Source organism: Oceanospirillum linum, from assembly GCF_001995095.2.
Lineage (GTDB): Bacteria > Pseudomonadota > Gammaproteobacteria > Pseudomonadales > Halomonadaceae > Oceanospirillum > Oceanospirillum linum.
In genome coordinates this window covers 1030429-1055877 of the sequence record NZ_MTSD02000001.1, presented here as the reverse complement: position 1 = coordinate 1055877, position 25449 = coordinate 1030429, and the positions used below count along the sequence as shown (strand labels likewise).

23 protein-coding genes and 1 CRISPR repeat array are annotated in these 25449 nt (G+C 47.8%); of the genes, 8 read left to right on the top strand and 15 right to left on the bottom strand.

What is annotated here, in order from left to right:
* Positions 1-124 precede the first annotated feature (124 nt).
* Both doeB2 and BTA35_RS04890 read right to left on the bottom strand, forming a co-directional pair.
* Positions 125-1345 carry a N(2)-acetyl-L-2,4-diaminobutanoate deacetylase DoeB2 gene (doeB2, locus tag BTA35_RS04895; RefSeq protein ID WP_238377487.1) on the bottom strand — a complete coding sequence of 407 codons (1221 nt, stop codon included), beginning with the start codon at positions 1343-1345 and terminating at the stop codon, positions 125-127.
* A 193-nt stretch (positions 1346-1538) separates the two neighbouring features.
* Positions 1539-2363, bottom strand: coding sequence for a substrate-binding periplasmic protein (locus BTA35_RS04890; RefSeq protein ID WP_077243265.1), 825 nt, complete (start codon positions 2361-2363; stop codon positions 1539-1541).
* Positions 2364-2544: 181 nt separating this feature from the next.
* Here BTA35_RS04890 and tadA point away from each other — a divergent pair, with 181 nt between their 5' ends.
* Positions 2545-3006, top strand: a complete 462-nt coding sequence (gene tadA, locus BTA35_RS04885) for a tRNA adenosine(34) deaminase TadA (RefSeq protein ID WP_238377486.1) — start codon at positions 2545-2547, stop codon at positions 3004-3006.
* A gap of 33 nt (positions 3007-3039) precedes the next feature.
* Here the strand turns inward: tadA and BTA35_RS04880 are convergent, their stop codons facing one another.
* The 5 genes from BTA35_RS04880 to mltF form a co-directional block, all read right to left on the bottom strand.
* Positions 3040-4275, bottom strand: a complete 1236-nt coding sequence (locus tag BTA35_RS04880) for a porin family protein (RefSeq protein ID WP_139363617.1) — start codon at positions 4273-4275, stop codon at positions 3040-3042.
* A complete protein-coding gene (locus BTA35_RS04875; protein ID WP_238377485.1) occupies positions 4256-5518 on the bottom strand; it encodes a methanobactin export MATE transporter MbnM in 1263 nt (420 codons plus the stop codon). The genes BTA35_RS04880 and BTA35_RS04875 overlap by 20 nt, the downstream gene beginning before the upstream one ends.
* Complete coding sequence (locus BTA35_RS04870) at positions 5518-5799, bottom strand: MbnP family protein (protein WP_077243263.1); 282 nt, start codon at positions 5797-5799, stop codon at positions 5518-5520. The genes BTA35_RS04875 and BTA35_RS04870 overlap by 1 nt, the downstream gene beginning before the upstream one ends.
* 3 nt (positions 5800-5802) lie before the next feature.
* A complete protein-coding gene (locus BTA35_RS04865) occupies positions 5803-6399 on the bottom strand; it encodes an MbnP family copper-binding protein (RefSeq protein WP_161489874.1) in 597 nt (198 codons plus the stop codon).
* 135 nt (positions 6400-6534) lie between these two features.
* The gene (gene mltF, locus BTA35_RS04860) at positions 6535-7947 is read right to left on the bottom strand and encodes a membrane-bound lytic murein transglycosylase MltF (protein ID WP_139363616.1); all 1413 of its coding nucleotides are present in this window, start codon (positions 7945-7947) and stop codon (positions 6535-6537) included.
* A 350-nt stretch (positions 7948-8297) separates the two neighbouring features.
* Between mltF and purL the strand changes: the two genes are divergently transcribed.
* The 3 genes from purL (at position 8298) to BTA35_RS04845 (ending at position 13845) form a co-directional block, all read left to right on the top strand.
* Positions 8298-12203 carry a phosphoribosylformylglycinamidine synthase gene (gene purL / locus BTA35_RS04855; RefSeq protein ID WP_077243260.1) on the top strand — a complete coding sequence of 1302 codons (3906 nt, stop codon included), beginning with the start codon at positions 8298-8300 and terminating at the stop codon, positions 12201-12203.
* 104 nt (positions 12204-12307) lie between these two features.
* Entirely contained in the window at positions 12308-13033 is a 726-nt protein-coding gene (locus tag BTA35_RS04850) for a HipA family kinase (RefSeq protein WP_077243259.1), read from the top strand.
* Positions 13030-13845 carry a DUF3037 domain-containing protein gene (locus BTA35_RS04845; protein ID WP_077243258.1) on the top strand — a complete coding sequence of 272 codons (816 nt, stop codon included), beginning with the start codon at positions 13030-13032 and terminating at the stop codon, positions 13843-13845. The genes BTA35_RS04850 and BTA35_RS04845 overlap by 4 nt, the downstream gene beginning before the upstream one ends.
* Before the next feature lie 104 nt (positions 13846-13949).
* Here BTA35_RS04845 and BTA35_RS04840 read toward each other — a convergent pair whose 3' ends face one another.
* Positions 13950-15896 carry a methyl-accepting chemotaxis protein gene (locus BTA35_RS04840; protein ID WP_160055069.1) on the bottom strand — a complete coding sequence of 649 codons (1947 nt, stop codon included), beginning with the start codon at positions 15894-15896 and terminating at the stop codon, positions 13950-13952.
* A gap of 450 nt (positions 15897-16346) precedes the next feature.
* Between BTA35_RS04840 and BTA35_RS04835 the strand changes: the two genes are divergently transcribed.
* The 4 genes from BTA35_RS04835 to BTA35_RS04820 all read left to right on the top strand — a co-directional run bounded on the left by BTA35_RS04835 (position 16347) and on the right by BTA35_RS04820 (position 18986).
* Positions 16347-16601, top strand: a complete 255-nt coding sequence (locus tag BTA35_RS04835; protein WP_077243256.1) for a BufA1 family periplasmic bufferin-type metallophore — start codon at positions 16347-16349, stop codon at positions 16599-16601.
* Between the two features lie 123 nt (positions 16602-16724).
* Complete coding sequence (gene bufB / locus BTA35_RS04830) at positions 16725-17633, top strand: MNIO family bufferin maturase (RefSeq protein ID WP_077243255.1); 909 nt, start codon at positions 16725-16727, stop codon at positions 17631-17633.
* Positions 17620-18528, top strand: a complete 909-nt coding sequence (locus tag BTA35_RS04825; RefSeq protein ID WP_161489873.1) for an HvfC/BufC N-terminal domain-containing protein — start codon at positions 17620-17622, stop codon at positions 18526-18528. The genes bufB and BTA35_RS04825 overlap by 14 nt, the downstream gene beginning before the upstream one ends.
* Positions 18525-18986 (top strand): DoxX family protein, encoded by a 462-nt coding sequence (locus tag BTA35_RS04820; RefSeq protein WP_077243253.1) that lies wholly within the window; start codon positions 18525-18527, stop codon positions 18984-18986. Before BTA35_RS04825 ends, BTA35_RS04820 begins: the two co-directional genes overlap by 4 nt.
* Positions 18987-19103: 117 nt before the next feature.
* Here BTA35_RS04820 and BTA35_RS18830 read toward each other — a convergent pair whose 3' ends face one another.
* The 7 genes from BTA35_RS18830 to BTA35_RS04790 form a co-directional block, all read right to left on the bottom strand.
* Complete coding sequence (locus BTA35_RS18830) at positions 19104-19304, bottom strand: DUF72 domain-containing protein (RefSeq protein ID WP_369126255.1); 201 nt, start codon at positions 19302-19304, stop codon at positions 19104-19106.
* Positions 19305-19604: 300 nt separating this feature from the next.
* Positions 19605-19799: a DUF1778 domain-containing protein gene (locus tag BTA35_RS04815; RefSeq protein WP_160055075.1), complete on the bottom strand. Its 195-nt coding sequence runs from the start codon at positions 19797-19799 to the stop codon at positions 19605-19607.
* 69 nt (positions 19800-19868) lie between these two features.
* A CRISPR array of direct repeats spans positions 19869-20435; the repeat unit is 28 nt; unit sequence ATTACCAACTGCCTATGCGGCAGATCAC.
* A 115-nt stretch (positions 20436-20550) separates the two neighbouring features.
* A complete protein-coding gene (cas6f, locus tag BTA35_RS04810) occupies positions 20551-21153 on the bottom strand; it encodes a type I-F CRISPR-associated endoribonuclease Cas6/Csy4 (protein WP_077243250.1) in 603 nt (200 codons plus the stop codon).
* Positions 21150-21659: a type I-F CRISPR-associated protein Cas7f/Csy3 gene (locus BTA35_RS18680; RefSeq protein ID WP_077243249.1), complete on the bottom strand. Its 510-nt coding sequence runs from the start codon at positions 21657-21659 to the stop codon at positions 21150-21152. Before BTA35_RS18680 ends, cas6f begins: the two co-directional genes overlap by 4 nt.
* A complete protein-coding gene (locus tag BTA35_RS18675) occupies positions 21632-22216 on the bottom strand; it encodes a type I-F CRISPR-associated protein Cas7f/Csy3 (protein ID WP_077243248.1) in 585 nt (194 codons plus the stop codon). Before BTA35_RS18675 ends, BTA35_RS18680 begins: the two co-directional genes overlap by 28 nt.
* Before the next feature lie 4 nt (positions 22217-22220).
* On the bottom strand, positions 22221-24248 hold the full coding sequence (locus BTA35_RS04795; RefSeq protein ID WP_077243247.1) for a type I-F CRISPR-associated protein Csy2: 2028 nt from the start codon (positions 24246-24248) through the stop codon (positions 22221-22223).
* A gap of 10 nt (positions 24249-24258) precedes the next feature.
* Entirely contained in the window at positions 24259-25419 is a 1161-nt protein-coding gene (locus tag BTA35_RS04790; RefSeq protein ID WP_077243246.1) for a TniQ family protein, read from the bottom strand.
* Positions 25420-25449 lie beyond the last annotated feature (30 nt).

Sequence of the window (25449 nt, the reverse complement as noted above, 5' to 3'; positions counted from 1 at the left end):
TGCTTGTTTCGCTATGCACTCTGCAATACGAAATTTTCGAGTAGCGCTCAAACACGGGTTTTTAAAAGATCTGCTTTCAACGTAGGAGAGATAAGGCGATCCTGCAAGCTAATGAAATTAATCATTAAATATGCTCTTTTTTGGGCTGGGGTGCGCCCACTAATCGGGCAAAAACAGAGACCACTTGTGGTAATAGCCGGTCATTAAACTGATAGTGTGGGCTATGGCAGGGGGCTGTGTAATTCTCTTGTTCTGCCATGCCAATCAGTGCAAATGCACCGGGAATTTGCTGCAGGTAATAGCTGAAGTCCTCTGACGCCATAATAGGAACAGGCGTATTGCTTTGCCAATTATCGCCGAGCTGATCTTTAAGGGCTGTTCGAAAAGCCCTAGCGGCCTGAGCATCGTTCACGGTTGCTTCATATCGGGATCTGATTTCAACCTCGGCTTCAACGCCGTAGGTGCGAGCAGTGTCCTGGCAGATCTGTTCGATTAAAGCGTTTATAGGTTGTCGCTGTTCCGGAGAGGAGAGGCGTATGCTGCCCTCAATTAGAGCGCTTTCCGGGATGACGGTTGCGGCGCTTTCCGCTTTGAAGGAGCAAACACTGACGACGGCGGCACCTTGAGGAGCGACTCTACGGCTAATAATTTGCTGTAGGTTTATCACCATGGCGGAACCAGCGAGTAAAGGATCTCTACAGAGCTCCGGCTGGCTGGCATGACCTCCTTTGCCTTTTACACGGATATGAAAGGTGCCGTTACCTGCCATCACGGTTCCATCCGGGCAAACGGCCTGACCATAGGGAATAGCAGGCCAGTTATGCCAACCGTAAATCCGATCAATTCCCTCGAGAGCACCAGCATCAATCAGGGCTTTTGCACCATGCCCGCCTTCTTCTGCTGGTTGGAAAATCAATGTGACGGGCCCCGGAAGCTGATCCTCATGGGCTTTTAGCCAGGCCGCTGTTGCCCAGAGTGCTGCGGTATGCCCGTCATGCCCGCAAGCATGCATGCAGCCGGAGGTTTGAGAGGCAAAGCTGACCTGGGCTTCTTCATGAATAGGAAGGGCATCGATATCTCCGCGGAGGGCCGTATGGGGGCCATTGGCATTAGGTGCCAGTGTCGCCAGGGTGCCGACATCTTCATATTCCCGCCACGTTATACCCAGCTGGTCGAGATAATGTCTTATGGTTTGAGAGGTCTTTTTTTCCTGCCAGGTCAGTTCTGGCTGCTGGTGGAGCTGATGACGCAGTTGAGTGGCTTGCCAGATGATATCTGACCATAAATTACTATCAGTCTTCGGATGTAGGCTTTGCTGGCTTTGATTGCTGTTGATATCGCTCACAGAGATCCTCCTGATCGATAAGAAAAGTTTCACCTCTATAAACCTAGTCATACAATAGGATTAAGCAAGTGCTGTCTTTACTATGAATCCGTGCAGATGTGCAGATGACGATCATGAAGGTCAGAGAAAAGGTACCACCGGCTGTGTTGCCAAAAAGCTCCGGGAAAGGTGCTTTTTGGCCGTTTATATCAGGTTACCGAATGTATTTATTTGCCAGCTTTTCGCCCAGCTCCTGCTGAACTTTAGTTTGCTCTACCCAGATTTTCTCTGCCAGCCAGGGTTTTTTAGCATAGAACTGGCGGCTGATCATCAGGTAGTAATCTTCTTCATGGAGGCTGTATTCTGCCCGGCTGATCAGATCGGAAAGCTCCGGGTGCATTCGGGCCAGGGCTTCCACATGACTGACAACAAGGACGCTGGCTGGTACTTCTCTGCGTAGCAGGGCCTGTAAGGCTTCTGTCGTTGTCGCATAACTCTGTACCGGGTAGTTATTTTCCTCTAAAAGAGGGATGACTGAGCTATGGTTTTTTACGGAAATCCCCCGGTTTTTGAGCCCATAAATGCGGTCACCATCCGTTGTTATTTTACGGTCATCTTTGACACGGTACAGGGCATACTCCTCCCCGTAGAGCTTTTGTCGCAGGTCAACTTTCGCCTTGGTAAAAGGGTATTTACCCGTAAAGAGCCAATGCTCCCGGTAAGGGGTATTAAACAGGCCATCGAGCTTGCCTGTTTTTATCTGCTCCAGGCATTGACTGAATTCGCAGCGAACCAGCTTAAAGCTTACTTCTTTAATGCGTTTACCAACTTCCTGCATTATCTCAACACTGTAGCCTGGATTATTTGCTGGGATTTCAGAGCCTGAATCCAAATAGTAGGGGGCTGAAGCTTCTGTTGGATAGCCGACCAGAAAGCGGATGGGGGCAGCCTCTGCCTGTGTGTAGGGCATGAGGGTTAATAGGCTCAGCGTTAGTATTGAACAGATCGCTCTGATATCGGGCAGAGTTGTGAAAAACATGAATAAAGCACCTCCGGCAGTCTATTCCGGTTCTGAATAAACTCAGTTTACAGTCCCGGCTGGCCGACACCTCATGTGACGGCTGTATTTGTGATAATGGTTTGAGCATGTTGCTGTGATGATAATAGGAAAAGAGATTATCATAAGCGCGGCAGGAATAACCTTCTTTAGGATATAAGCGATGAGCCACAAACCTGAGTACTTTATGTATAGAGCGCTGGAGCTGGCGCAAAAAGCCGCCAATGAGGGAGAGGTTCCGGTGGGCGCTGTTGTGGTATTTGAGGGTGAGATTGTGGGGAAAGGCTGGAACCAACCGGTTTCAGGCTGTGATCCAACAGCCCATGCAGAGATTATGGCGTTAAGGGATGCTGCCCGGCAGATGGATAATTACCGGCTGATTGATTGTGATCTTTACGTTACGTTAGAGCCTTGCACTATGTGTGCTGGCGCGATTATCCACAGCCGGATACGGCATGTGTATTATGGTGCCGCAGAACCCAGAACCGGTGTTAATGAGAGCATCTGTAATTTATTTGCTCAGCCCTGGTATAACCATAAAGTAAAGGTTACCGGTGGTTTGCTGGCGGGGAAAAGCAAGCAGGTGATGAAGAGCTTCTTTTCAGAGCGTCGGAAGTCAAAATAAGAACCAGCCGATCAATCTTGATCGGCTTGGATACTAAAGCGTCTCACCGCCAAAACTGAGTTGATAACTGAGGCCACCGTATAAGTCATTTGATGAAGAATCTTGCCATAGATCTTTTGGCTGAGTCAGGTGCAGTGACCATTGCTGGTTATCAGATGGTTGCCAGTTAACCAATAGTGTCAGGTTTTCAGGGGTTTTTGAGACAGGTAAACCAAAGCTGGTTATCAGTTCCTGATGACCATAGGTATCAATATCGGTTGTTAATCGGTCATAACGGGTGGCCAGTACCCACTCAGGGAAGATCTGATAAGCAACTAAGCCGTAAAAGCCAGAGCTTTTATCCTGGATCTGCAGTATCTGACTGTCGGTCTGAGCGTCTGTATTAATATCCCGAATAAAATACTCTCCGCTAACCTGCCAGCGCTCTTTTTGCCATAATGCCGACAGCATCCACTGCTTAATATCCCCCGATAGCTGATAGACAAGGTCGCTATCGGTACTATGGCTATGGCCTGAATTTTCACTTTGGTAGTTTTGCTCACTGGTTAAGTAACCAACTTTGGTATCCAGGTGTCCCCAGGTTTCCATTTCGATACTTTGATCCAGGGACAAGGTATGTGTTTGGCTGAATTTATTGCCAGCCTGCTGGCCGGAAAGACTGTTATCGCCAGCGAAGGTTTCAAAAGTGATTTTGGTGTTCGGGGTTATGCTGTAGCCAACACTCAGGCCATCATCTTTCAGCTCGCCCCCCATCAGGCTCTGATAGATCAGCGGAGCCGTAGGAAAGAGTAATCCCGTGTGCCCCTGGTCGTTGTAAAGCGCTGCTGACGAGTAAAACCGGCCTATACGTAATGTAAACCCCTGTAATGCTGAACCTTGAGCTGTTCCGTGAATAAAGCCCTGATCAATATCCAGTGAGGACTCACCGCCATGGCTGTGATTACTGATCGCGCCGTAAGCCAGCCAGTGATCGGCAAGCTCAGTGGTTAATGCCAGTGTTATCTCGGCAGCACCAATTCCTTCCTCAGCAGATTCAGCCTGTTGCAGAATCGGTGTTGAAAGCTGATAGCTCTGTTCCGAAACCCCTGACAAGATATGTTGCTCAACATCTAAGCTGATGCGTATTCCTGTGTCAGGGATATCCATTTTAGAACCATGGGCAAGCGCGCCGGAGGGCGGAACTATCAGCAGGCATGCTAATGTTGATGTGATGGCCCGCTTTGCAGCGGATAGCACTGGGGTTACTGCTTTAGGAGTGCGGGTTAGCAAAACGTTCATCCTTGTTAAAACTGTCATCGGTGAGGGATTTCAGGAAGTTGATCAGATCTTGTTTCTCTTGCGCCGTTAGCTCAAAGCCACCGACAAAACCGCTTTTATTAGGATTCTGACGGCCATCACCTGTGGCCTGACCGTTAATGGTTGTTGGTGCCCGGCCTCCGGCGGCGTAATGTTCAATAACCTCTTCCAGTGTTTCGATGGAGCCATCGTGCATATAGGGGGCGGTTACTTCGATATTGCGCAGGGAGACGGGGCGGAATTTACCCTTGTCCTCTGCTTTGCCTGTGAGTTCAAACAGGCCCTGATTGCCTACTGGGTAGCTACCGTTACCATCAAGATTATAAAGACCGTTATTAAAAAAAGGTGCTTCGAAGAATACGGTTTTACTATGGCGTGTGGACTGGGAAAAGTTGAAGCCGCCATGGCAGTGGAAACACTCGGTCCGTTCGCTGAAGAACAGATCCATGCCGCGCTTCTGGGAGTCGGTTAGTGCGTTGCTATCGCCCTGTTCGTAGCGGTCATAGGGTGTGTTGAAGGAGACCATTGAGCGAATAAAAGACGCGAGGGATTGGCTGATTTGTTGGAAATTAATATCTGAGCCGTTTTCTGGATTGCTATCGGGATAGGCTGCGGCAAAGAGTTGTTGGTAGGTTGTATCTTGAGACAGACGCAGCAGTATCTCTTCTTTATTGCTGTCGTTAACACCCAGTTCAACAGGAAACTCTGCAAATAGAGGTACAGAGTGTTGGTCAGCTAGGCTGGTTAGCGAGTGATTACCCCAGGTAAAAGTGGAGTTATAGGCAACATTGAGTAACCCCTGAGAGTTACGATCAAGCCGTTCTCCGGTAGACCCTGTAGGTAATGCGATGCCGTCAGCAAAGCCGAGTTCCTGTAAATGACAGCTGCCACAGGATTGGGTCTGATTGCCGGACAAGCGGGTATCAAAAAACAGATGACGCCCCAGCTCTACTTTTTCGGGAGTCATTGGATTATCTTCAGGCACAAAAGGTGCTGGAGTATTCGTTGGGATTCGGAAGTCGAATGCGCTGTTGCCTGTAGAAAACTCCTCGTGCTGCCAGTCCGAATCTCCGCAACCCGTTAATGCTGCGAGTGAAAACAGGAGGGGAGTTAACCAGCCTTTTTTGATGGTTTTTGGACGCAAAGCTGGAATGGCCAGCTTTGCGTTCAGGGCAGCCATCTTGGCGTTGAAGGCAGAAGATAGTGCCGCTCTCATTAAAGAGACCCTTTACCAAATAGAGTTTGATCACCTGTAAGGCCCAGGTTTTTAAAGACTTCTACACAGTCGGCATCGGTGGCACCGGACATACAGCCAAATGGGCCTGGGGTCGGAGTAGACAGATTTGTTGTCGCAACCAACTTGCCATAATCAACGATCACTTTGTGAGCTTCAATATCGAAGTCATTTAAAGTGATTGTCGGGCGGTTGGGGTTGGCACAGGTAACCGTTTCACCCAATGTTGGGTCACCGGAGCAATCGGTACTGCCCAGGTGCATGAATCAGGATGTGCCTGTTTTTGCTGCGCCGGAGCTGTCAGTGTAGTTGTATGGCGTATCAAGCTTAAGATCCATACGGGCATGTTTATAGCCACTCTGCCAGCGCCAGAACATGCCTGAAATATTGAGTGGAGAAGGGGCGGCTGTTGAGTCCTGATGATTGGTTTGTCCCGGAACACCTACGTTGAACTCAAGACCGGTATAGTTACCTTCGTCAACCGTACCGCTAACGACCATATTGGTTGCTTGCGTGCCTGATGTACAGCTGCCGTCTCCGGTTTCAAAGTCTAATAAGGCAACTTCGTCAGTTTGCCATGCACCATCATTCTTTAATGCGACAGGGTGCCTGTTACCTTCAGCATCAATTAAATTGACACTGTTTAAGTAAAGGCGAAAGTCAGTCAATACGGCTGAAGCGTTGCTGGTTCCCAGCCCTGCATAAGTATCTGCACAACTAAAAGGTTGGCCGTTGACCTCCCCTGCAAATTGAATGACAACGTCTCTTTGTATTGCGTTGCTATTATTATCATCATCGCTGCCTAAACAACCGGTTAGTGTTGCGATGCTGGCCAGAGTGCCGCATATCATCAGTTTATTCATTATGCTCTTTTCCTCCATGTAAGGGAGGCCATCATAATAAAGGTACTGATGTGACTGAATTTGACATAGTGTCGCGCGGCACTATGTCTCAGTGGCGAAGTGTCGCAGATATTAGGATGTGCTGTTTGACTGAGGCTAGAGTACCGGAGGTACGATACTGAAGTTAACGGCTTTCTGTACACTTTCTTCTGTGGCCTGGTTTTGCGCCACCTGCTGCAGACGGCTGTCGTACCAGGTGAGAATGTCATAGTACTGCCGGATGTTCTGAACGTAATGAACAGGCTCTTCACCACGGGCAAAGCCATGCTTGGTAAAACGATACCAGTTTCGTTTTTGCAGAAGTGGCAGATGCTCCCTTACATCAATCCATTTGTTCGGGTCTTTTTTCATATGTTCGGTAATTTTCCGGGCATCTTCCAGGTGATCGTAACCGACATTGTAAGATGCCAGCGCCATCCAGGTGCGGTCAGGTTCCAGAATTTGTTCCGGCATACGACGAATTAGCTTGGAAAGGTAGCGGGCTCCGCCATAAATACTCTGTTTTGCATCCAGCCTGTTTGTGACGCCCATATCGCTGGCGGTATTCAGGGTTAGCATCATCAGACCCCGAACACCTGTTGGTGACTTAGCACGGGGGAGCCAATGGGATTCCTGGTAGCCCGTGGCTGCCAGCAAGCGCCAGTCGAGATTGTACTTTTCAGCTGCTTTTTTGAAGTGCTTCTCATACTTGGGCAGGCGCCCTCTGATATGACGCAGGAACAGCTGGACACCAACATAGTTCAGCTCTTCTTTATGGCCATAATAGCGGTCGCGAATTTGAGAGAGAGTGCCGTCACTCTCTATTTGGGAGAAGAAATCCCGTGCGGCATTGTATAGGGTATTATCTCTGCGCTTTGGCATGGCCCAGGCAAGCTTATGGGTCTCATTAAGCACAAAGGCTTCCTTCACCCTGGAGTAATAAGCCTTGTTGATTCCCAGCTCGTTCGAGTTGATGACTGCAAAGTCCAGTTCCTGCTCGTGTACCATGCGGATAAGATCCGTGGCTTCCAGGTCGCTGGTTTCTTTCCAGCTAAGCTTTGGCTGTTTCTGCTGCAGATTCCGAAGCAGGAATGCATTATTAGTGCCGGCGATGACCGCTGTTTGCTTTCCGACAAGGTCTTCTACTGTTTTGGGTCTGGACTGTTTTCGGTTGTAGATGACAACGGGCTGTACATCCATGTAACCCTGGCTGTAGTAGAAGTCACCAATGCGATCCAGGTTGACCTCAAGCCCTGCGGCAGCCAAGTGGGCGTCACCCTCTTCCAGGGACTGATAAATACCCTTAATGTCGTGGTTGCTATCAATTTCGAGCTTTACTCCGAGGTGGTCAGCAAACAGGCTTGCCAGCTCATACTCGAAACCTGTGGGGCCGTCAGAACCCTCATAGTAAGTTGTTGGGGTATTTCGTGTCAGGATTTTCAGCGTGCCATTTTGTTTAACTTCTTCCAGGACGGTGGGTTGGTTACAGCCAGACAAAGACACGGCTGCCAGCAGCGTTGCTGCGGCCATCGTGAACTTTGTAAATTGTAAAAAAGGCTGCTTAAACACAGTGCTCACCAGATGTTGCTGTAATAAAGAGCGAACTCAATAACCGTTGCTATAACGGGCTGTTTCGCTACTGGAAAAATAGACAGAAGCCTATTGTCGCATTTTTTTTGCTTAAAATGACACTCTGCTAAATGATATACCAAGAAAGTCATCTTCAGATTAGCTTTAAACACAGGGTTTGCAGTATTATTGGCACCCTCATTCTTTCTGCTATTTTTTTAACGGTGCCGCTTAATTATATCTTTTGTTGCCTGTTTAAATAGTAGAACAAGTTCCGGTTTCCGATTTTTTTAAAGAGGCTTCTTTTCGTCATGCTTAAATTGCGTGGAGCGCCCGCCCTATCTGCCTTCCGAACCCGCAAGTTACTGTCTGCTCTTCAGGAGTCAGTACCCGCAGTTCTGAATGTACACGCCGAGTTCATGCATTTTGCAGAGCTGACCGCAGATCTGACTGCCGAGCAGCAAACGGTTCTTGACCGTATTCTGCGTTACGGCCCGCAAGCAGAAGAGCTGGAGCCTTCCGGCACGCTGTTTCTGGTTGTGCCCCGTCCGGGAACCATTTCGCCATGGTCTTCCAAGGCGACTGATATTGCCCATAACTGCGGTCTGGCATCGATCAGCCGTATTGAACGTGGTATTGCCTACTATATCCAGGCAGAAAACTTATCAGAAACGGACCTGGCGACCGTTAAAGACCTGCTGCATGATCGTATGACTCAGGCGGTGCTGACCGATCTGGATCAGGCTACAAGCTTATTCAGCCATGAAGAACCCCGTCCGCTGACCTCTGTGGATATTCTGGGTCGTGGCCGTCCTGCTCTGGAAGAGGCTAATCAGTCTCTGGGTCTTGCTCTGGCGGATGATGAGATCGATTATTTGGTACAAAGTTTCATCGATCTTGGTCGCAATCCAAATGATATCGAACTGATGATGTTTGCTCAGGCTAACTCTGAGCACTGCCGTCATAAAATCTTCAATGCGGATTGGACTATTGATGGTGAGGCACAGGAGAAGTCCCTGTTCGGCATGATCAAGAATACCTTTGAGCAAAGTCCCGAAGGCGTACTCTCCGCTTATAAAGACAATGCGTCTGTTATTGTTGGCCATGAAGCGAACCGTTTTTTCCCGAACCCTGACACGAAAGAATACGGCAAAAACAAAGAGCCGGTTCACCTGTTGATGAAGGTAGAAACTCACAACCACCCTACTGCGATTGCACCTTTCCCCGGTGCTGCTACCGGCTCCGGTGGTGAGATTCGTGATGAAGGTGCAACAGGCCGTGGCTCTAAGCCAAAAGCGGGTTTGACGGGCTTTACGGTTTCCAACCTGAGCATCCCCGAATTCAATCAGCCCTGGGAAGGTCATTATGGTAAGCCTGCGCGTATCGTTTCTGCGCTGGATATCATGATCGAAGGCCCATTAGGTGGTGCGGCATTTAACAATGAATTTGGTCGTCCAAACCTGAATGGTTACTTCCGTACTTTTGAGCAGGAAGCTGTTGGTGTAAACGGTACAGAGATGTGGGGTTACCACAAACCGATTATGCTGGCGGGCGGTATGGGCAATATCCGTGCGGATCATGTTGAGAAAGGCGACATTATTGTCGGTGCTAAGCTGATCGTTCTGGGCGGCCCGGCTATGTTGATCGGTCTGGGCGGTGGCGCGGCGTCTTCTATGGCCACAGGTGCAAGCTCTGAAGATCTGGATTTTGCTTCTGTACAGCGTGAAAACCCAGAGATGGAGCGTCGCTGCCAGGAAGTGATCGGTCAGTGCTGGCAGTTGGGCGATAGAAACCCCATCAGCTTTATCCATGATGTTGGCGCAGGTGGTTTATCTAATGCGCTGCCGGAGCTGGTTAAAGATGGCGAGCGTGGTGGTCAGTTCGATCTGCGCAAAGTACTGAACGACGAGCCGGGTATGAGCCCGCTGGAGATCTGGTGTAACGAATCTCAGGAACGCTATGTGATGGCTGTTTCCCCCGAGAATCTGGAAGCGTTTGAGGCGATCTGTGCCCGTGAACGCTGCCCATTCGCAGTTGTCGGTGAAGCCACTGAAGAGATGCACCTTACGGTTCAGGATACTGTGTTCAGCAATGAGCCGGTTGACCTGCCGATGAGTGTGCTGTTTGGCAAGCCACCTAAGATGCACCGCGAATTTAACCGCGTTAATCCTGAGCTGCCTGAGCTGAAACTTGAAGGCGTTGAGCTGAAAGAAGCGGCTAAGCGGGTTCTGCAGCTGCCAACCGTTGCCAGTAAGAACTTCCTGATCACCATTGGTGATCGCTCTATTACCGGTATGGTTGCCCGTGATCAGATGGTAGGCCCCTGGCAGGTGCCGGTTGCTGATGTTGCGGTAACCACCACAACGCAGGATGCGACCACCGGTGAAGCGATGGCGATGGGTGAGCGTACTCCGCTGGCGCTGATCAACCCTGCGGCTTCTGGTCGTATGGCTGTAGGTGAAACCATTACTAACCTAGCTGCAGCTCAGATCAACAAGATGGGCGACATCAAGCTGTCGGCTAACTGGATGTCTGCCGCCAGCCACAACGGCGAGAATCAGGCGCTGTTCGACACCGTAAAAGCGGTGGGTATGGAACTGGCTCCTGAGCTGGATATCGCGATCCCAGTAGGTAAGGACTCTATGTCCATGCGTACCGTTTGGGACGATAACGGTGAAGAGAAAGCCGTAACATCTCCGCTGTCTCTGGTGATTACCGGCTTTGCACCTGTGGGTGATGCCCGTAAGACCCTGACCCCTGAACTGCGTACCGACAAAGGTGATACCGATCTGCTGCTGATCGATCTGGGTCGTGGTCAGAATCGTCTGGGTGGTTCTGCGCTGGCACAGGTCTTCAATCAGGTGGGTAACGAAGCCCCTGATCTGGATGACGCAGAAGACCTGAAAGCGATGTTCGCTGTGATTCAGGGGCTGAATCAGGATGGCAAGCTGCTGGCTTACCATGACCGTTCTGACGGTGGCCTGTTCACAACTCTGACTGAGATGTCCTTTGCTGGCCACACAGGCCTGAGCATCAAACTGGATCTGATTTCTGATAGTAATGACGACCAGGATGTACTAGCGGCACTGTTCAACGAAGAACTGGGTGCTGTGGTTCAGATCAAGCGTGATGATTCCGAAGAAGTGCTGGCTCAGTTCCAGGCGGCAGGTCTTGGTGACTGCGTAGCGGTTATCGGTGAGCTGAACGATGAAGACTGGGTTCGTTTCACCTATGACGGTGAAGCGGTCCTGGAAAATGCCCGTGTGAACTACCAGCGTAAGTGGAGCGAAACCAGTTACCGCGTTCAGGCGCTGCGTGATAACGCGGATTGCGCACTGGAAGAGTTCGACGGCCTGCTGGATTCCACCAATCCGGGTCTGCATGCTGAACTGACTTACGATGTGAATGAAGACGTTGCAGCGCCTCTGATCGCTTCCGGCAACCGTCCGAAAGTGGCTATCGTGCGTGAGCAGGGCGTTAACGGTCAGATTGAAATGGCAGCGGCCTTCGACCGGGCCGGTTTCGCAGCTGTTGATGTACACATGAGCGACATTCTGGAAGGCCGTGTGACACTGGATCAGTTCCGTGGGTTAGTCGCCTGTGGTGGCTTCTCCTACGGTGATGTTCTGGGTGCCGGTGAAGGTTGGGCGAAGAGCATTCTGTTCAACGCTACCGCCCGTGAGCAGTTCAAGAACTTCTTCCACCGTGAAGATACCTTCGCGCTGGGCGTGTGTAATGGTTGTCAGATGCTGTCTAACCTGCACGAGCTGATTCCCGGTGCTGAGCACTGGCCGCACTTTGTGCGCAATCAGTCGGAGCAGTTTGAGGCCCGTGTTTGTATGGTTGAAGTACAGGATAGTCCATCTGTTTTCCTGCAGGGCATGGCGGGTTCCCGTATGCCAATTGCTGTCGCTCACGGTGAAGGCCACGCTGAGTTCACCAGTGAAGCTCACCTGGATGCCTTGTTGGAAAGTGGCAATCTGGCGCTACGCTATGTGGATAACTATGGCAAGGTGACCGAAACCTATCCGGCGAACCCGAACGGTTCTCCGGCAGGTGTTACCGGTGTGACCTCTATCGACGGTCGTGTCACCATCATGATGCCGCACCCGGAGCGAGTTTACCGCACGGTAACCAACTCCTGGGCACCGGATGACTGGAGTGAGGACGGAGCCTGGATGCGTATGTTCCGCAACGCACGGGTGTGGGTGGGTTAATACCTGACTGTTCGGCACAAAAAAGGCAGCTTCGGCTGCCTTTTTGATTTAACATCGAGTGATTAAATTTAGGTCTTCTAATGGGATAGGAGAAGTACCGCAGGATGCATATTGTTGAAATAGTTCGACGATGCTCATTTGAACAAGGATTTTTAGAGCCTTTTCTTTGTCTTGCCGAGGATGGAAGCTACTATTTTGCAAAGGGGTCTAACTCTACTGCAAAAGGACTTGTAACAGAGTGGTGTTCCGCTAAATTGGCAAGATCTTTCGGACTGCCAACACCTGAGCCCCAAATCTTATATCTGGATCCAGCGCTAAAAGAAATTACGGATCCAGCTTGGCAAAGCGACTTAGAGTTTGAGTATTTATTTGGTTCTAGGTCTGTTCAACCGTGCGAAACGTTGACACTGTCGGACTTAAATCTGATTCCAGAGTTGTTGCAAAGAGATATTTTCGTTTTTGATTATTGGATCAATAACTCGGATAGAAATATTGGAGAAATTGCTGGGAATGTTAATTTGTTGCTTGAGTCTACGTCACAGCAGCTTCAGGTGATTGATTTTAATTTAGCCTTTTCGGATGATTTCTCTATAGAAGAAATGGAGTCCCACGTCTTTAGGCATGCTATAACCAAGAATCCGATAGATTTAGCATGTAAGGCTCACTATCTGAGTAAAATGGATTTACTCAGACAGGAAATAGATACTATTGCGTCACTAATACCATTGGAGTGGTTCGAATCATCTGATTTGGCCTCTACTACACTTGAACATATTAGGAAAACTTTAGACCTCGCAGAAACGGACGAATTCTGGGGTGAAATCACATGAACAAATTTGCATGCCAATACAAAATTGTACGTTTTGCTCCTTTTCTTGAAACAGAAGAGTTTGCCAACATTGGCGTCTTGGTTTTTTGCCCGGCTAAGTCACAATTGGAGTTTCTGTTGGCTCCATCCCGCTTTGGTCGAGTAACACAGTTTTTCCATAATATGGATAAGAGGGTTTATAAAACCGTCATCAAGACTCTTGAAGCTGAGTTTGAGCGAGCCAAAAAACTCGTTGAAAAAAATAACTCTGAATTAGGTAAAGCTATTTTTGCCGAATTAAGTAGACCAAAAGGAGGGGTGGTTCTTTTTTCAGATACCCGCGTTCTTTTGACAGAGAATATTGCGCAAGAAACTGAGCGGCTCTTCGATCATTTTATTGGCCGAAGCTTTAATACGCGAGATTATCGTGAAAAGTACCTTGAAAAGAGTTTGCGTCAGACACTCAAACGTATCAATTTGGATAGAGTCTACAAGAAAGTAACCTTAAAGACTGACTTAATGGAGATTACTTTGCCGTTTGTACGTGCGGATGGTATTTCTGAGAAAAGAGCGATCAAGCCACTGGCTTTCGATCAAAGTACTATTGGTAATGCTGTAAAGCATGCTGATTTATGGCTCAGTCAGGTTGAGCATATTATTGAGGCCGATGTGAGTGCTGAAGATCTTCTGTTTATGCTGGACCTTGAGTCTGTGGATGATAAAGGCTTAGAACAGTACCTTAAGAAGTTTAAAGGCAAATTGAGTATGCTAGGAGTCCAGGCGGTTAATGCCAAGGATGAGAACTCTATAATTGAGTTTGCTCGCAAACATTAGGTTTTTAATCTAAAAAACCTTGATTAAGGCAGCTTCGGCTGCCTTTTTACATTTTGGGTATTGATCGCAGGTGTTCTGCGATCAATGTATTCCCGTCTGTCCATTTAGAGTTTGAAGTGATCAACTGTTTTAGCCAGTTCTTTAGATATCTTCGAGAGTTCGCTGCTGGCGTCAGCTGTTTGTAGTGCTCCCTCAACAGTTTGATCGGACAATTGAGTAACTGCTGTAATATTGAGGCTGATCTCCTCTGCAACAGAAGACTGTTGGCTAACGGCAGTCACAACCTGAGTATTCATCTCATTGATTTGCCGGATGCTTTCAACAATCGTATCAAGGGCGGCTCCTGTTTTCTCAGACTGCTCTACTGTGTTTAACGCCTTATCGCGGCTGGTGAGCATAGCCTCAACGGCATGATTGATATCAGACTGCAGTTGGTTAATCATATCCTGGATGGTTTGGGCTGAGTCCTGACTCCGCTGTGCCAGATTCCTGACTTCATCGGCAACAACAGCAAATCCTCTACCCGATTCCCCTGCTCTGGCTGCTTCGATTGCAGCATTCAAAGCCAGTAGGTTGGTTTGCTCAGAGATTGTCTGAATAACCTCTGTCACGGAACCAATATTAGTACTGCTGGCTTCAAGGGACTGTATGATTTCGACAGATTTCTCAACGTTGTCAGCAAGATCATTAATAGCTTCCAGGGTTCTCTGTACCGTTTCTTTACCTTGGGCAGCATAGTCCATACCTGTTGATGCGGCCTGAGCTGAAGACTCTGAGTGGTTAACGACATCATGAATACTGGCCGCCATTTCTGTAGCGGCCGCTGCGATCTGTTCAATACGGCTTTGCTGTTCATTAACAACGGCATGTGTTTGTTGGGCAACTGCAGATGCTGATTGTGCTGTATCCTGCAACTGACTACCGGTATGGGTGATTGATGCAATGATGGTTCTGAGCTGCTCTGCCATATGGCTAACAGACTGAAGAATGCCGGTACTGTTTTCCTGATGCTTAACCTTCAGGTCGCCGGAGGCAATCTGACGGGTGATCGCCGCGATATCTCTTGGTTCTCCGCCAATAGGCTGCTTGATCACTCTCAACATGACGATTGTAAATACAATGCCTGCGACCACAACAATTGCTGAGACAAACAGAATCAGGTCTGTCAGGTTTTCAATATCCTGCTGTAGTTTTGGGCCGACCTGTTCTTGATCTTTTAAAATATCCTGCTTAATTTGGTTGGTTTTTACTGTGATGTCTACTGATAGCGGGATAATGGTTTCCTGGGTAATTTGAGTCACCTGGCTGGCTGACCGATAAACGTCATCAAGTGATGATAAGAAAGCCTGATGATTTTTCTCAAAATGAGCTAATAGCTCGCTTTCTTCTCCATCGAGTGCATTTTTTAATAGCTGCAGTGTGTTAGGCATGATGTCATCAAGCTCTTTCACCGCTCGGTCGTAATGTTCTTTGTTACGTGAGATCAGGTAGCGGTTGGCGTAAAGGCGACCGAGAAGCAGGTGTTCCTGTACGCTGGCAGCATAAAAGATAGTATCACCAACACCGTTCAGGTAAGCATTTTCAATCAAGGTCGTCATCGTTTTACGGATCTCAAAACCCGCGGGGTATAGCTGCTGCTCTGTGATGCGATCAATAAGACCAATCTGAACTTTAACCTGATCAAAAGCCTGTTGGAATTGCTCGATTTGGGCTTCGGTATCCTTAATTAGCGCGAGTCTCTTAGGATCTTTAAACTGAGATTTAGCCGTCAGGATCAGCTCGGCAACTTCTCTTTCCTGCTTTTGGTAGTGCTCCAGGGTACTTTGTCCCTGATGTACCAGGTAACTTTGTACATCAGCACCTTGCATTAACATGCTGCTCTGCAGATGGCTTGCGATATTGGTATCTGCTACAAACCCCCGATATTGCTGGACCCCACGTGAGCTATCACTCAGGCCCTTATAGGAAAACAGGGTTAAGACGACGCTGAACAAAATCAGCACGCCAAAACCGATAGCAAGCTGCTGAGCTAACCGAAGCTGAGTGAACATAGGGCATCCTTTAAGCATTAAATTAAGATCACAGTGGGTGCAGTGTGATAGCGAATTATCTGAAGGTACTTATCCTGATCAGAACCTGGCCTCTGCTCTTGCTCCGCAGGGGAGAGCAAAGATTTATTACAAAGTGGCTCATTCAGTCGTATACGTAAACGCATCGTTGACAGATGCAGTCAATCACACAAGTATGCTGTATGCATCTAAATAATGTGTTTTCTTCCAAAAGTTCGTTACCTTTGTTGATTATGGGCCATACTGAAAGAATCGGCCATGAGTTGATCCTGCTCTGTTCGGTCAGATGAAATATGTTGTGCAAATTTTTTGCATCCACCTGAACTGATGGTGCGTAAGTGTTAGTGAGTACGTTAACACGAACTTAAAAAATCAAGATAAAAATACGATTAATAAAACATTTTTCAGTGTATACAACCCGAGGTAACAACGATGACTAAATCTAAACTGGCAATGGCTTCTGTAATGTCCGGTATTATTGCGCTGAGTGCAGTGACAGCAACACCTGCTATGGCTGCAGGTAAAGAGAAATGTTATGGCGTTGCAAAAGCGGGTCACAATGACTGTGCAACGAAAAACAGTTCTTGTGCCGGTACGTCTAAAACAGATTTCCAGGGCGATGCCTTTATCGCTGTGCCTAAAGGTATGTGCTCTAAGCTTGCTGGTGGCAGTCTGACCTCTAAGTAAGTGCTACCCGTTTAAGCTATAGCTTATAGTCAGGAACTCTCTATTATTAGCGGGTTCCTGAGCATTGCGTTTCCATTTCTCAGAAATATATTCCCTCTCTTTGTAAAAAACGGAGTGCTCACCATGGATACTGTGAAGGGCTTTTCTGTGCCTACGGCGAGTATTGGCATGGGGTTGCGGGCACCGCACTATAATGATCTGCTGTCAGAACTACCGAGCGTTTCCTGGTTGGAAGTTCATAGTGAAAACTACCTGGATGAGCAGAGTGTTCAGCGCCATATTTTACGTCAGGTCGCACAACATTACCCATTAAGCTTCCACGGTGTCGGGCTATCTCTTGGCTCAGGGGACTCTTTAGCCCCTAAACACCTTTCAGCGTTAAAGGCTTTAGTGGATGAGTTTCAACCGGCATTGCTGTCAGAGCATCTGAGCTGGAGTGCCGTAGCTGGCCGATATTTTAATGACCTTCTGCCGATTCCTTATACCCGTGAGAGCCTTGAACAATTTTGCCGACAGGTAGACGTGGCTCAACAGGCTCTTGGGCGTCAGATTCTGATTGAGAATCCTACGGCCTATCTGAATTTTAAAGTGTCGGTTTTTACTGAATGGGATTTTTTAAACCAGATTGTTGAGCAAACGGGCTGCGGCCTTCTTCTTGATCTGAATAATATCTACGTTAACGCCGTGAACCACGGCTTCGACAGTTATGATTATTTGAACAATATTAACCTTGATGCGGTGGGTGAACTGCATCTGGCTGGTTTTTCAGTCAATGAATATGATCAGGGACGTATTCTGATTGATACCCATGGGAGTCGTGTCAGTGATGAGGTATGGCAGCTGTTTGCACAAATCAGGCATAAGTTGGACTGCCAGGCTCCGGCTTTGGTGGAATGGGATACCGATATACCGGAAATGTCAGTGTTGTTGGATGAGATTGGTAAAGCAGAGAGAGTTCAGCAGCTTGGTACAGATTCGGTTTTAGCATCCAAATCTGGCTACGAATATGGTGTTAGTCATGAGGGATCTTAATGTTTCTACCCACCCAGCTTCTGAGTTGGTAATGGCCCCTGAACTCTATCGTTTACAGCAGCAATTTGCTCAAGCACTGATATCACCTGCATCGTCTGTGGATCACCCTAAACTCTATCAAGACATTCAGGAGACGCATTTTGATGCTGACCAACTGTTGCAGATCTACCGCAATAACTTTGTCCTTAGCCTGACAGAGGCGCTGGAAGTAACCTACCCGGTGCTTCGAGTGATGGTTGGTGACGAATTTTTTGCCCAGTTGGCCAAGGCGTTTATCCGTACCGTGCCGATGTCAAATGCTGCAGTGGCTGAGTTTGGCGAGGGTTTGCCGGATTTTATGCTTGATCTGGAGCAGCTGAAGGAGATGCCTTATCTCGCTGACTTGGCGCGCTTCGAATGGGCTTATTCCGTGCGTATTAATCGTATTCCCACGACAGAGCCTTTTCCCTATCAGGGTTTATCTGAGGTCGGCGAAGATGATTATGAGTGGATTCACTTTGTGATTAATCCCGATATCACGCTTTTTCAATCCCCCTGGGCAATTATCGAGCTGTTTCGCCGCTTAAAGAACTGGCTTGAACGACAGGCCGAGACCGAGAAAGAGGATGTCGAGAAGAGGGATACGGTTGCATCTGATGAGGGTGATCCCTTAGCAGGGTTTCAGCTGGATCAGCCCCAGAAGGGCTATATTGTAACCTCTGGCTTAGCGGAGGTGCTCTATCAAGAGTTAGACGACGGCGTATTTTGTTTACTGGAGCATTGTCAGGCGGGCAGTCTATTTAGTCAGTTTGAGTACGATGCTGCTGATCTCCTGCTACAGGACGCCATCCGTACGGGGCTAATCACCGGATTTGACGTTCTGAAAAAAACACAGAGTAGAGGAATCGAAGAATGACATCACTTGCCTTATGGTATGACCGCTTTTTTAGCGGATTCGAGAAGCTTGCGGGTCCACTGCTGTTATTGTTCGTTAGAATATGGGCGGCCAAAGCTTTTTTGCAATCTGGATTAGTTAAAATCCAAAGTTGGGATAGTACTCTGTATCTGTTCGAAGAAGAGTACCAGGTTCCTCTATTACCTTGGGAGCTGGCGGCTTACCTTGGAACGGCAGCAGAGTTGATTCTGCCTCCGCTTTTAATTCTGGGTCTGATGGGCCGGGGTGTCGCCTCTGCACTCTTTGTCTTTAATATTATGGCTGTGGTTTCTTACCCGGTATTGTGGGATCAAGGGTTCTACGACCACCAGTTATGGGGCCTGATGTTCCTGATAACGGCTGTTTTTGGTCCCGGGTTTTTATCGGCAGACCATATATTGAAGAAAACATTTACTCAGGCGAATAATAGCAGCATCTGATCATATGGCTGGCGGGTACTTTTTTACTTGGATGCATTATACCTTGCCGCTTTTGCCATCGAGGTTTAAGGCCGGTTTTGAAGAGAAGGATTTAAAACCGGTATTTAAAATAAACTATCAGAATAAGGAATCCTGTAACGGTTCTTGGATTTCTGGCCAAGGAGTAAACAGGGCGCTGCCAGGTATAGCCTTATTGAGTTGCTCGGCAAAGTAGGTGGCTACTTCGGGTGCATGACGGTTACTCGGGGTGTGCAGAAACATATAAGGTGTACGGCCCTCCTGTATCCATTGAGTGATTTTAGCGACCCATGGCTCCAGGTAATGCAGGGTGCTTTTGTGGACTAAACCATAAAGTGAAAAATCGGATAACGAAAAATCAATGGGTTACGTCACCTTCTAAACCATAAGCTGAAATACAATTTAACCCATAAGTTGAAAAAATTTTAATAAACCGTTCTGATGTGAACAGTCCAAGAAATTCTCGGGCTTTCATTCGTCAACTGCCTATTCGGCAGATAATGTAGCGCTCACATGTAGAGGTAGGTTGGGCTTATTACCAACTGCCTATTCGGCAGAGCTGCACTTTAAAATCACATCTGGGTTTAGCCATCATTTGATCTAAAGATCGATAGCAATATTTGGATGTTCCGATTGCATGATCTTTCGTAGTGTTTCGGTTGGTTCTGCTGGCTTAGCCTGAATAAGCTCCATTAAGCGATCCCACTCACGATCATTTAGGTAAATTGCTTCTGAGCTATGAGGAACTGGTTCGTCTGAATTGCCTGCTTTTGAATCTGAAATTGGGTTGCTCACCATTTCCTCCTTACGCCGTTGAAGAGCATCCTATTACTATGCTCAAAGTTAGGATCTTCAATTAAAAAATTTGCCAACTGCCTACGCAGCAGATCACTTGCAAACCTATGAGGTTTTAATTCCAACGAAATTACCAACTGCCTATGCGGCAGATCACGCATTTCAGTGCTCACTGAAGCTGTCAGAGCATTACCAACTGCCTATGCGGCAGATCACCCGGGCACCTACCTCATCGAAATCAAACCGCTATTACCAACTGCCTATGCGGCAGATCACACGTATTCAAATAGTAACTAACCTTGGTGATTATTACCAACTGCCTATGCGGCAGATCACGCTATACTGACGCAGATCTTGTCATTGCATCGATTACCAACTGCCTATGCGGCAGATCACGGCTTCGTTAATCGCGCCTCGACGGGCTACAAATTACCAACTGCCTATGCGGCAGATCACACCACACAGCAGACGCAGTTTTAAACGAACCTGATTACCAACTGCCTATGCGGCAGATCACAAACGCCTCGTCATCTGAGGTATTAACCAGTATTACCAACTGCCTATGCGGCAGATCACCCGGTCACGACATCGGCTTCCGTCACCCTGAAATTACCAACTGCCTATGCGGCAGATCACAATGAATATTCCAAACTTCTTTCTTTAAACTCAAAGAGTTATGTTTAATCTAGTTATTTTGCCCAAAAAATCCAGCCTAATTGTAACTACTTGAAATTAATGCCTTTTCAGACGTTTATGAAATTATTGGTAGCAATACCATCTGCTGATTCTGAGATGATAGTCCATAACTGTTGAATTCTTTTTGAGACAGGCCGGTACCGGGTTCTTCGACTTTCCCTACGAAAAGAGTAAATGCCTTGCCTGTACTGGTACTTTCCATGTGGATACTGTGGAAGTGATCCAGCTCTCTATCCGATTCTTGATTTCTGGACTTATAGACCTCTCCTCTGGCTTCTGCCCGCCGCTTTGCTCTTCTGATCCGGCGGGCTTTCGAGGCAGAGGTGAGCTTGCCTGCTTTTTGGTTTCTTACGAATGCAACTCCCTTTTTATCGGTCAGTGATGTTTGCACGATTTCAGTCATCTCAAAGAGATCGTTTTCAGCCATTGTCAGAAAATAGCGCTCTTTTTTGAACCAGGTTAGCAAATCTTCATTCTCTGACATGAAGGCGATGCGTTTGCCTACAGACCGATCGCTCCAATCCGGGAAATGGATGCCAATACTGTTAGCTTTGTTGCGATAGAGGAAATGATGCAGTGCCAGAATACAGCGTCCTGCAAGCAGAAACTCATCCGCATCAGAGGGAATATATCGAATTATAAAGTAGTGCCACTTCATTTCGCTTTTCCTCCCTGGAACATACCTCCTTTTGTTAAGACTGACGTTATATAGTGAGTCGACGCGGGAATATCTTTAAGCGATTTTGCTTTTTCTAGCACAGAGATCTGTTCATCAATTCCCTGAAGTAAGGTGTAGAAATCGAGCTGCGTGGAAGGATGACGGCAGGCGATATTTCGATGGCTGTCAGAACCGTATTCATTGACTCGAAGCGGGGAGGCATTTGGGTCATCACTGTACCAGTTATCAACACGCTGAATCGCGGCATTAACCTTATCAGCGGTCATGCAGGCCGTCTTAGCTCCCTGATAGTTAATTGTTGCTAATACCTTGCTTGCGTCCGAATCGCTCGGGTCGGTGAAGCATTGACTGGGGAATATCTCGGCACAGAACCCTGGTTTCAAACGTGCTGTTATTTCGGCACTCCAATAATATCTTGGAGAAGCTAAAGCCGTTTCAATCTCTGTAGCAAGTCCCTTTAATATCTTTGCAGTATCTTTTTCCATGGAATATCAGGGAATTGAAGGTGTGCATTGGGCAGGGTATAGGTATTGCCTTCTGAGGTTTCTACAGTGATCTCGAATGCAGCGGTATCTCTATTTCGCCAAAGCCATGCACCTGACAGAATATTCTTGGCATAGCGCTCCGCCAGCTCGAAGTAACCGCCCGCTTTTTTATAGAGAGCGGTGAAATTGGTAAGGCTGTTCCAGCACTCTGCGTCAGAGCAGGTGTCTGGTTTTAGGCTATTGGCGGCGATTCTTAAAGAAAATTTGCAGATCAGTGTCTCGGCTTCTGGCGGTAAATAGCAGGTATCAATAGTGTGTGGATTCCCTGACGACAGCTTTTGAGTTGTGGCATCGGGTTTGAGTGATATGTTGATCCCAGATTCTGCCGCTTTATCCTTTTTGACCTGATAGGCCTCGGCAAATCCGCTCTTACTTCCTCTGATTTTTGTACGTTCAATGGTGAGCGGATGCTGTTTCTCTTCTGCATCCTCATAGAAAAAGACAGCTGGGCCAGGATGAAGTGATCTCTTATACGTGAGCTGATTCGGTAAATTCATCGATTTATACCCTTCGTATCAGGTGAATAGATTCATCATTGTTAGTGGCTGGAGTTAGCCCCCAAAAAGCTTTATTGAGGAAGTAATCCGGTGATTTGGTCAGCCGAAACATGGTTTCCCTGCGGCAAATACCAATGGCTGGCTCTGCGTAAAAGTGCAGGCCACATAAAGCGCCTTCTCTGATCTTGGGCTCTTCCAACGCTTTGAAGCCTGTGAGTAAGGGCGCGCGTTTTTTATCCTCAAGCAGTAAATCAAATAGCGAGTTTTGTTCGATCACCTCTGAGCTGTCCGGAACGAGCCAGACACCTCTTCGGAATTGCCTGATCAACTTCCGATACAGAGGGTCAAATTCATCAGTCAGGTGAATCCCGTGATTATTTGCTGACTCCTGCAGCATGAGACTACCGCCCCACAACCTGTCTGGCAGATGATTGCGTAAATCATCAGTTGTGAGTTCACTCAAACGTCCAGCGGATTTTCGGTACTCAATAACGACAGAGAACTGGCCGGAGAAAGTAAATTGGGGTAACAGGCCGGATCTTTTAACGGTCTGACTGCCTTTCTGGGGTGAGGGACGGGAAGGCTCCGGTATAAGTGTGGATCGGTTGGCAGAGAACTCGTGGCACATCAAAGCAACACGCTGTACAGAAACAGCAAATCCACTTTCTTTAAGCTGCATCTCAAGGTTTTTACAGAAGCCCCATAGCCCGGTCATGGATGGCATACCGGCGCAGTAGGGATTATTGAGTGCATTGCCATCGGTTACCGATACATTGTGCAGTGAGGCATATCCCATTTCAGGTAGCTCTTCAGCTGCTGATGGGGCATTTTCCTGATGTAGAAGTTGCTTCAGTCGTTGATTCAGTGTGGCAGTAAGACCCGGATGGTAAGCAAAATCCTGAGTGTAAGGATTAAGTCGAAGGCTTTTGTGGAATGACGTGTTGAGATATTTCCTGAGGTCATTTGATGATGCCTCGTCCCGCACAAATGATTCTTCAACACGATTCAGGTTTTTGTAGTGCAAGCACCCTGTTTCCAGAAAGTATTGCCTGACATCCATCAGAGCTTTGAGCCAGTTTTCGAGTATAAGATCAAACTGCCTCAGTGCATCGCGCCTGGCTAGTCTGGCCAGCCTAAGAGAAGCGTTGATTCTTCGGTCGATCAGAGATTTATAAACAGACTCAGGGTGCTTGCCTGATAAAGATCGCTGAGAAAGCAAAGACTCTCTATCAACACTTAATTGTTGCTGGAAGCCTATTAAGCCCTTGGGAATGGGGTGGTAATGCAAATAGCGTAAATTGCCGCCCAGAGCACCGCAGAGCTGACCGATAGCCGAAGGTCTCGGGTAACTGATTTTAATAGAGGGGAGTTCTTTAGCTGAAGACTGAATCTTTAGTTGAAGTGTATGGTTGACCACGGGCGTGATCGCAATCAGGTGCCTACCTCGCCACGGTAGCCGCAACTGCGGTGAATAGATATCGACCGTGTCGGGGAATGTTGAGGTCTGGAAAATCTGTTTCAGTTGCTGCCGCAATTGATGCCACTGCGCTTTGAAAACTCCAAGCCTTGAGAAAGCGTTTCGCCATGCCGGGAGATCATCAAGCAAAACAGTCAGCAATGTGTGTCTTTCGTTTTGCCATTGGAACGCAGAGTTTAAAAAACGGGCAAAGTTATAATCGCTGCTATTGCCGGACCAGCCTAAAACAGGAAACTGATCCTGAGGATTGATAACCCGGATTCGGTTTTTATAGTGGACTCGGGCGTCAGGGAATTTCAGATTGTGGGTATGAAGCTGTTGTGCACTTTGTAGTACTTTCTTCCAGAAGTTGTCAGTGGTGAGCGATGATTTTGCGCTGGCTCTGTCATCGAGTGTTTCAGCAGCTCGGCTGGCCAGATTGGCCAGGATTATCACGCACTCCAGTTCAGCACCGTCGGCTTCAATAAGCGGCGTGTACGGTTCAAAGCAACGCTTAACCTTGTGGTTAAACTCTGCTCTGGTTCCCTCTTTTTTTTCCAACAAGTCTTTCAGCATAGTCGAATCCTTATCTGGATGAGGTCACGGCCATAAAGCTTGAGCAGGACAGTGTGAATCCAGCGATATCCTGTAATCGAAAAATGGTTTGATAACTTTGAATGGTCTGCTTTGATGGCAAACGGATCGCCGGGGATAGAACACCTGTCTCATACAGTCGGTAAATATCATTAACCGATGACTGCAACAGAAACGCGCATTCCCTGGGGCTCAACAAAGAATCACCAAGGCAGCCAAGTGACGTTTTTGGGGTATCCAGCGCTTTGATAAGAATCGCTTTAATCACACCGGAGATAAGACCTTGAGGAAGGTTTGAGACTTTGGATAACTCATCGATCAATCCGGCGGACAGAGTACGAAAAGACAGCTTAGATAAGGGCTTGGTGGCGAGGGTTAATTGCTCTGAAATACGTTCTTCCAGCAAGCGACTGAAAAAGTCGATGCCTTCACGTAGTAAAACTTCCTGATTTTTATCCGATGCCAGTTGCTCTAAAAGAGACAGCACAGCCAGCTTCTCGGAGAAACTGCAGTCACCAAAGGCAGAAAAAGCCTCAGGGTTCAGCTGCCAATAACTCTTCGCATCTGCTGGCTCCTGCTCACACTTTCTGAGATCAAATCCACAAAAGCAGTGTGTAATCAGCTCTGACTCCATATAGTTCAGGGTTTCATTGCATCGTGGGCAGCATTCAACAAGCTTGCAGTTATGCTCCACACAGGCTTTTACCGGTTCCAGATGCCACAAATAACGGATATATGGTTGTTCGCCTTGTAGGCATACTGGACAAATGGGAATGGAATTTTGGCGAAGGTAGTGTCTTGGGATGATGTGGTTTTGGTAGCTAACCGTTGCTCGTTGATACAGGTCTACGGACGTCCCATGCTTAAAAGTGATATCCAACAATGTGAATGGCTTCAGCTCCAGCATTTTTTCAACAAGAAAGAGCGCCTGTGATCGTCTGCCACTATCCTGTTGGGCGTGATAGATATTGATAGCCGCCAACTCTGTTGGCAGCCCGCCTGCAGCTCCTGACTCTTGCTCCCAAAGCAAATGCTTTAACTCCAGAGCAAAATCATAAAAGGAATCAAAGTAGTTAGCCTGGCAAAGCCTGAGCAGGTAGCTTTCCAGTGATTCATCGGAATAGATCTGAATGTGTGCAGGTAATCGTGGCATTCAAACCCCTGTGATTCGACAGACTGATTT

What these genes read in the sequence shown, in the direction of transcription:
- BTA35_RS04890 (WP_077243265.1), bottom strand. Translation starts at nt 2,363, where the DNA reads ATGTTTTTCACAACTCTGCCCGATATCAGAGCGATCTGTTCAATACTA.
- tadA (WP_238377486.1), top strand. Translation starts at nt 2,545, where the DNA reads ATGAGCCACAAACCTGAGTACTTTATGTATAGAGCGCTGGAGCTGGCG.
- BTA35_RS04875 (WP_238377485.1), bottom strand. Translation starts at nt 5,518, where the DNA reads ATGAGAGCGGCACTATCTTCTGCCTTCAACGCCAAGATGGCTGCCCTG.
- BTA35_RS04870 (WP_077243263.1), bottom strand. Translation starts at nt 5,799, where the DNA reads ATGCACCTGGGCAGTACCGATTGCTCCGGTGACCCAACATTGGGTGAA.
- BTA35_RS04865 (WP_161489874.1), bottom strand. Translation starts at nt 6,399, where the DNA reads ATGAATAAACTGATGATATGCGGCACTCTGGCCAGCATCGCAACACTA.
- mltF (WP_139363616.1), bottom strand. Translation starts at nt 7,947, where the DNA reads ATGGCCGCAGCAACGCTGCTGGCAGCCGTGTCTTTGTCTGGCTGTAAC.
- purL (WP_077243260.1), top strand. Translation starts at nt 8,298, where the DNA reads ATGCTTAAATTGCGTGGAGCGCCCGCCCTATCTGCCTTCCGAACCCGC.
- BTA35_RS04850 (WP_077243259.1), top strand. Translation starts at nt 12,308, where the DNA reads ATGCATATTGTTGAAATAGTTCGACGATGCTCATTTGAACAAGGATTT.
- BTA35_RS04845 (WP_077243258.1), top strand. Translation starts at nt 13,030, where the DNA reads ATGAACAAATTTGCATGCCAATACAAAATTGTACGTTTTGCTCCTTTT.
- BTA35_RS04840 (WP_160055069.1), bottom strand. Translation starts at nt 15,896, where the DNA reads ATGTTCACTCAGCTTCGGTTAGCTCAGCAGCTTGCTATCGGTTTTGGC.
- BTA35_RS04835 (WP_077243256.1), top strand. Translation starts at nt 16,347, where the DNA reads ATGACTAAATCTAAACTGGCAATGGCTTCTGTAATGTCCGGTATTATT.
- bufB (WP_077243255.1), top strand. Translation starts at nt 16,725, where the DNA reads ATGGATACTGTGAAGGGCTTTTCTGTGCCTACGGCGAGTATTGGCATG.
- BTA35_RS04825 (WP_161489873.1), top strand. Translation starts at nt 17,620, where the DNA reads ATGAGGGATCTTAATGTTTCTACCCACCCAGCTTCTGAGTTGGTAATG.
- BTA35_RS04820 (WP_077243253.1), top strand. Translation starts at nt 18,525, where the DNA reads ATGACATCACTTGCCTTATGGTATGACCGCTTTTTTAGCGGATTCGAG.
- cas6f (WP_077243250.1), bottom strand. Translation starts at nt 21,153, where the DNA reads ATGAAGTGGCACTACTTTATAATTCGATATATTCCCTCTGATGCGGAT.
- BTA35_RS18680 (WP_077243249.1), bottom strand. Translation starts at nt 21,659, where the DNA reads ATGGAAAAAGATACTGCAAAGATATTAAAGGGACTTGCTACAGAGATT.
- BTA35_RS18675 (WP_077243248.1), bottom strand. Translation starts at nt 22,216, where the DNA reads ATGAATTTACCGAATCAGCTCACGTATAAGAGATCACTTCATCCTGGC.
- BTA35_RS04795 (WP_077243247.1), bottom strand. Translation starts at nt 24,248, where the DNA reads ATGCTGAAAGACTTGTTGGAAAAAAAAGAGGGAACCAGAGCAGAGTTT.
- BTA35_RS04790 (WP_077243246.1), bottom strand. Translation starts at nt 25,419, where the DNA reads ATGCCACGATTACCTGCACACATTCAGATCTATTCCGATGAATCACTG.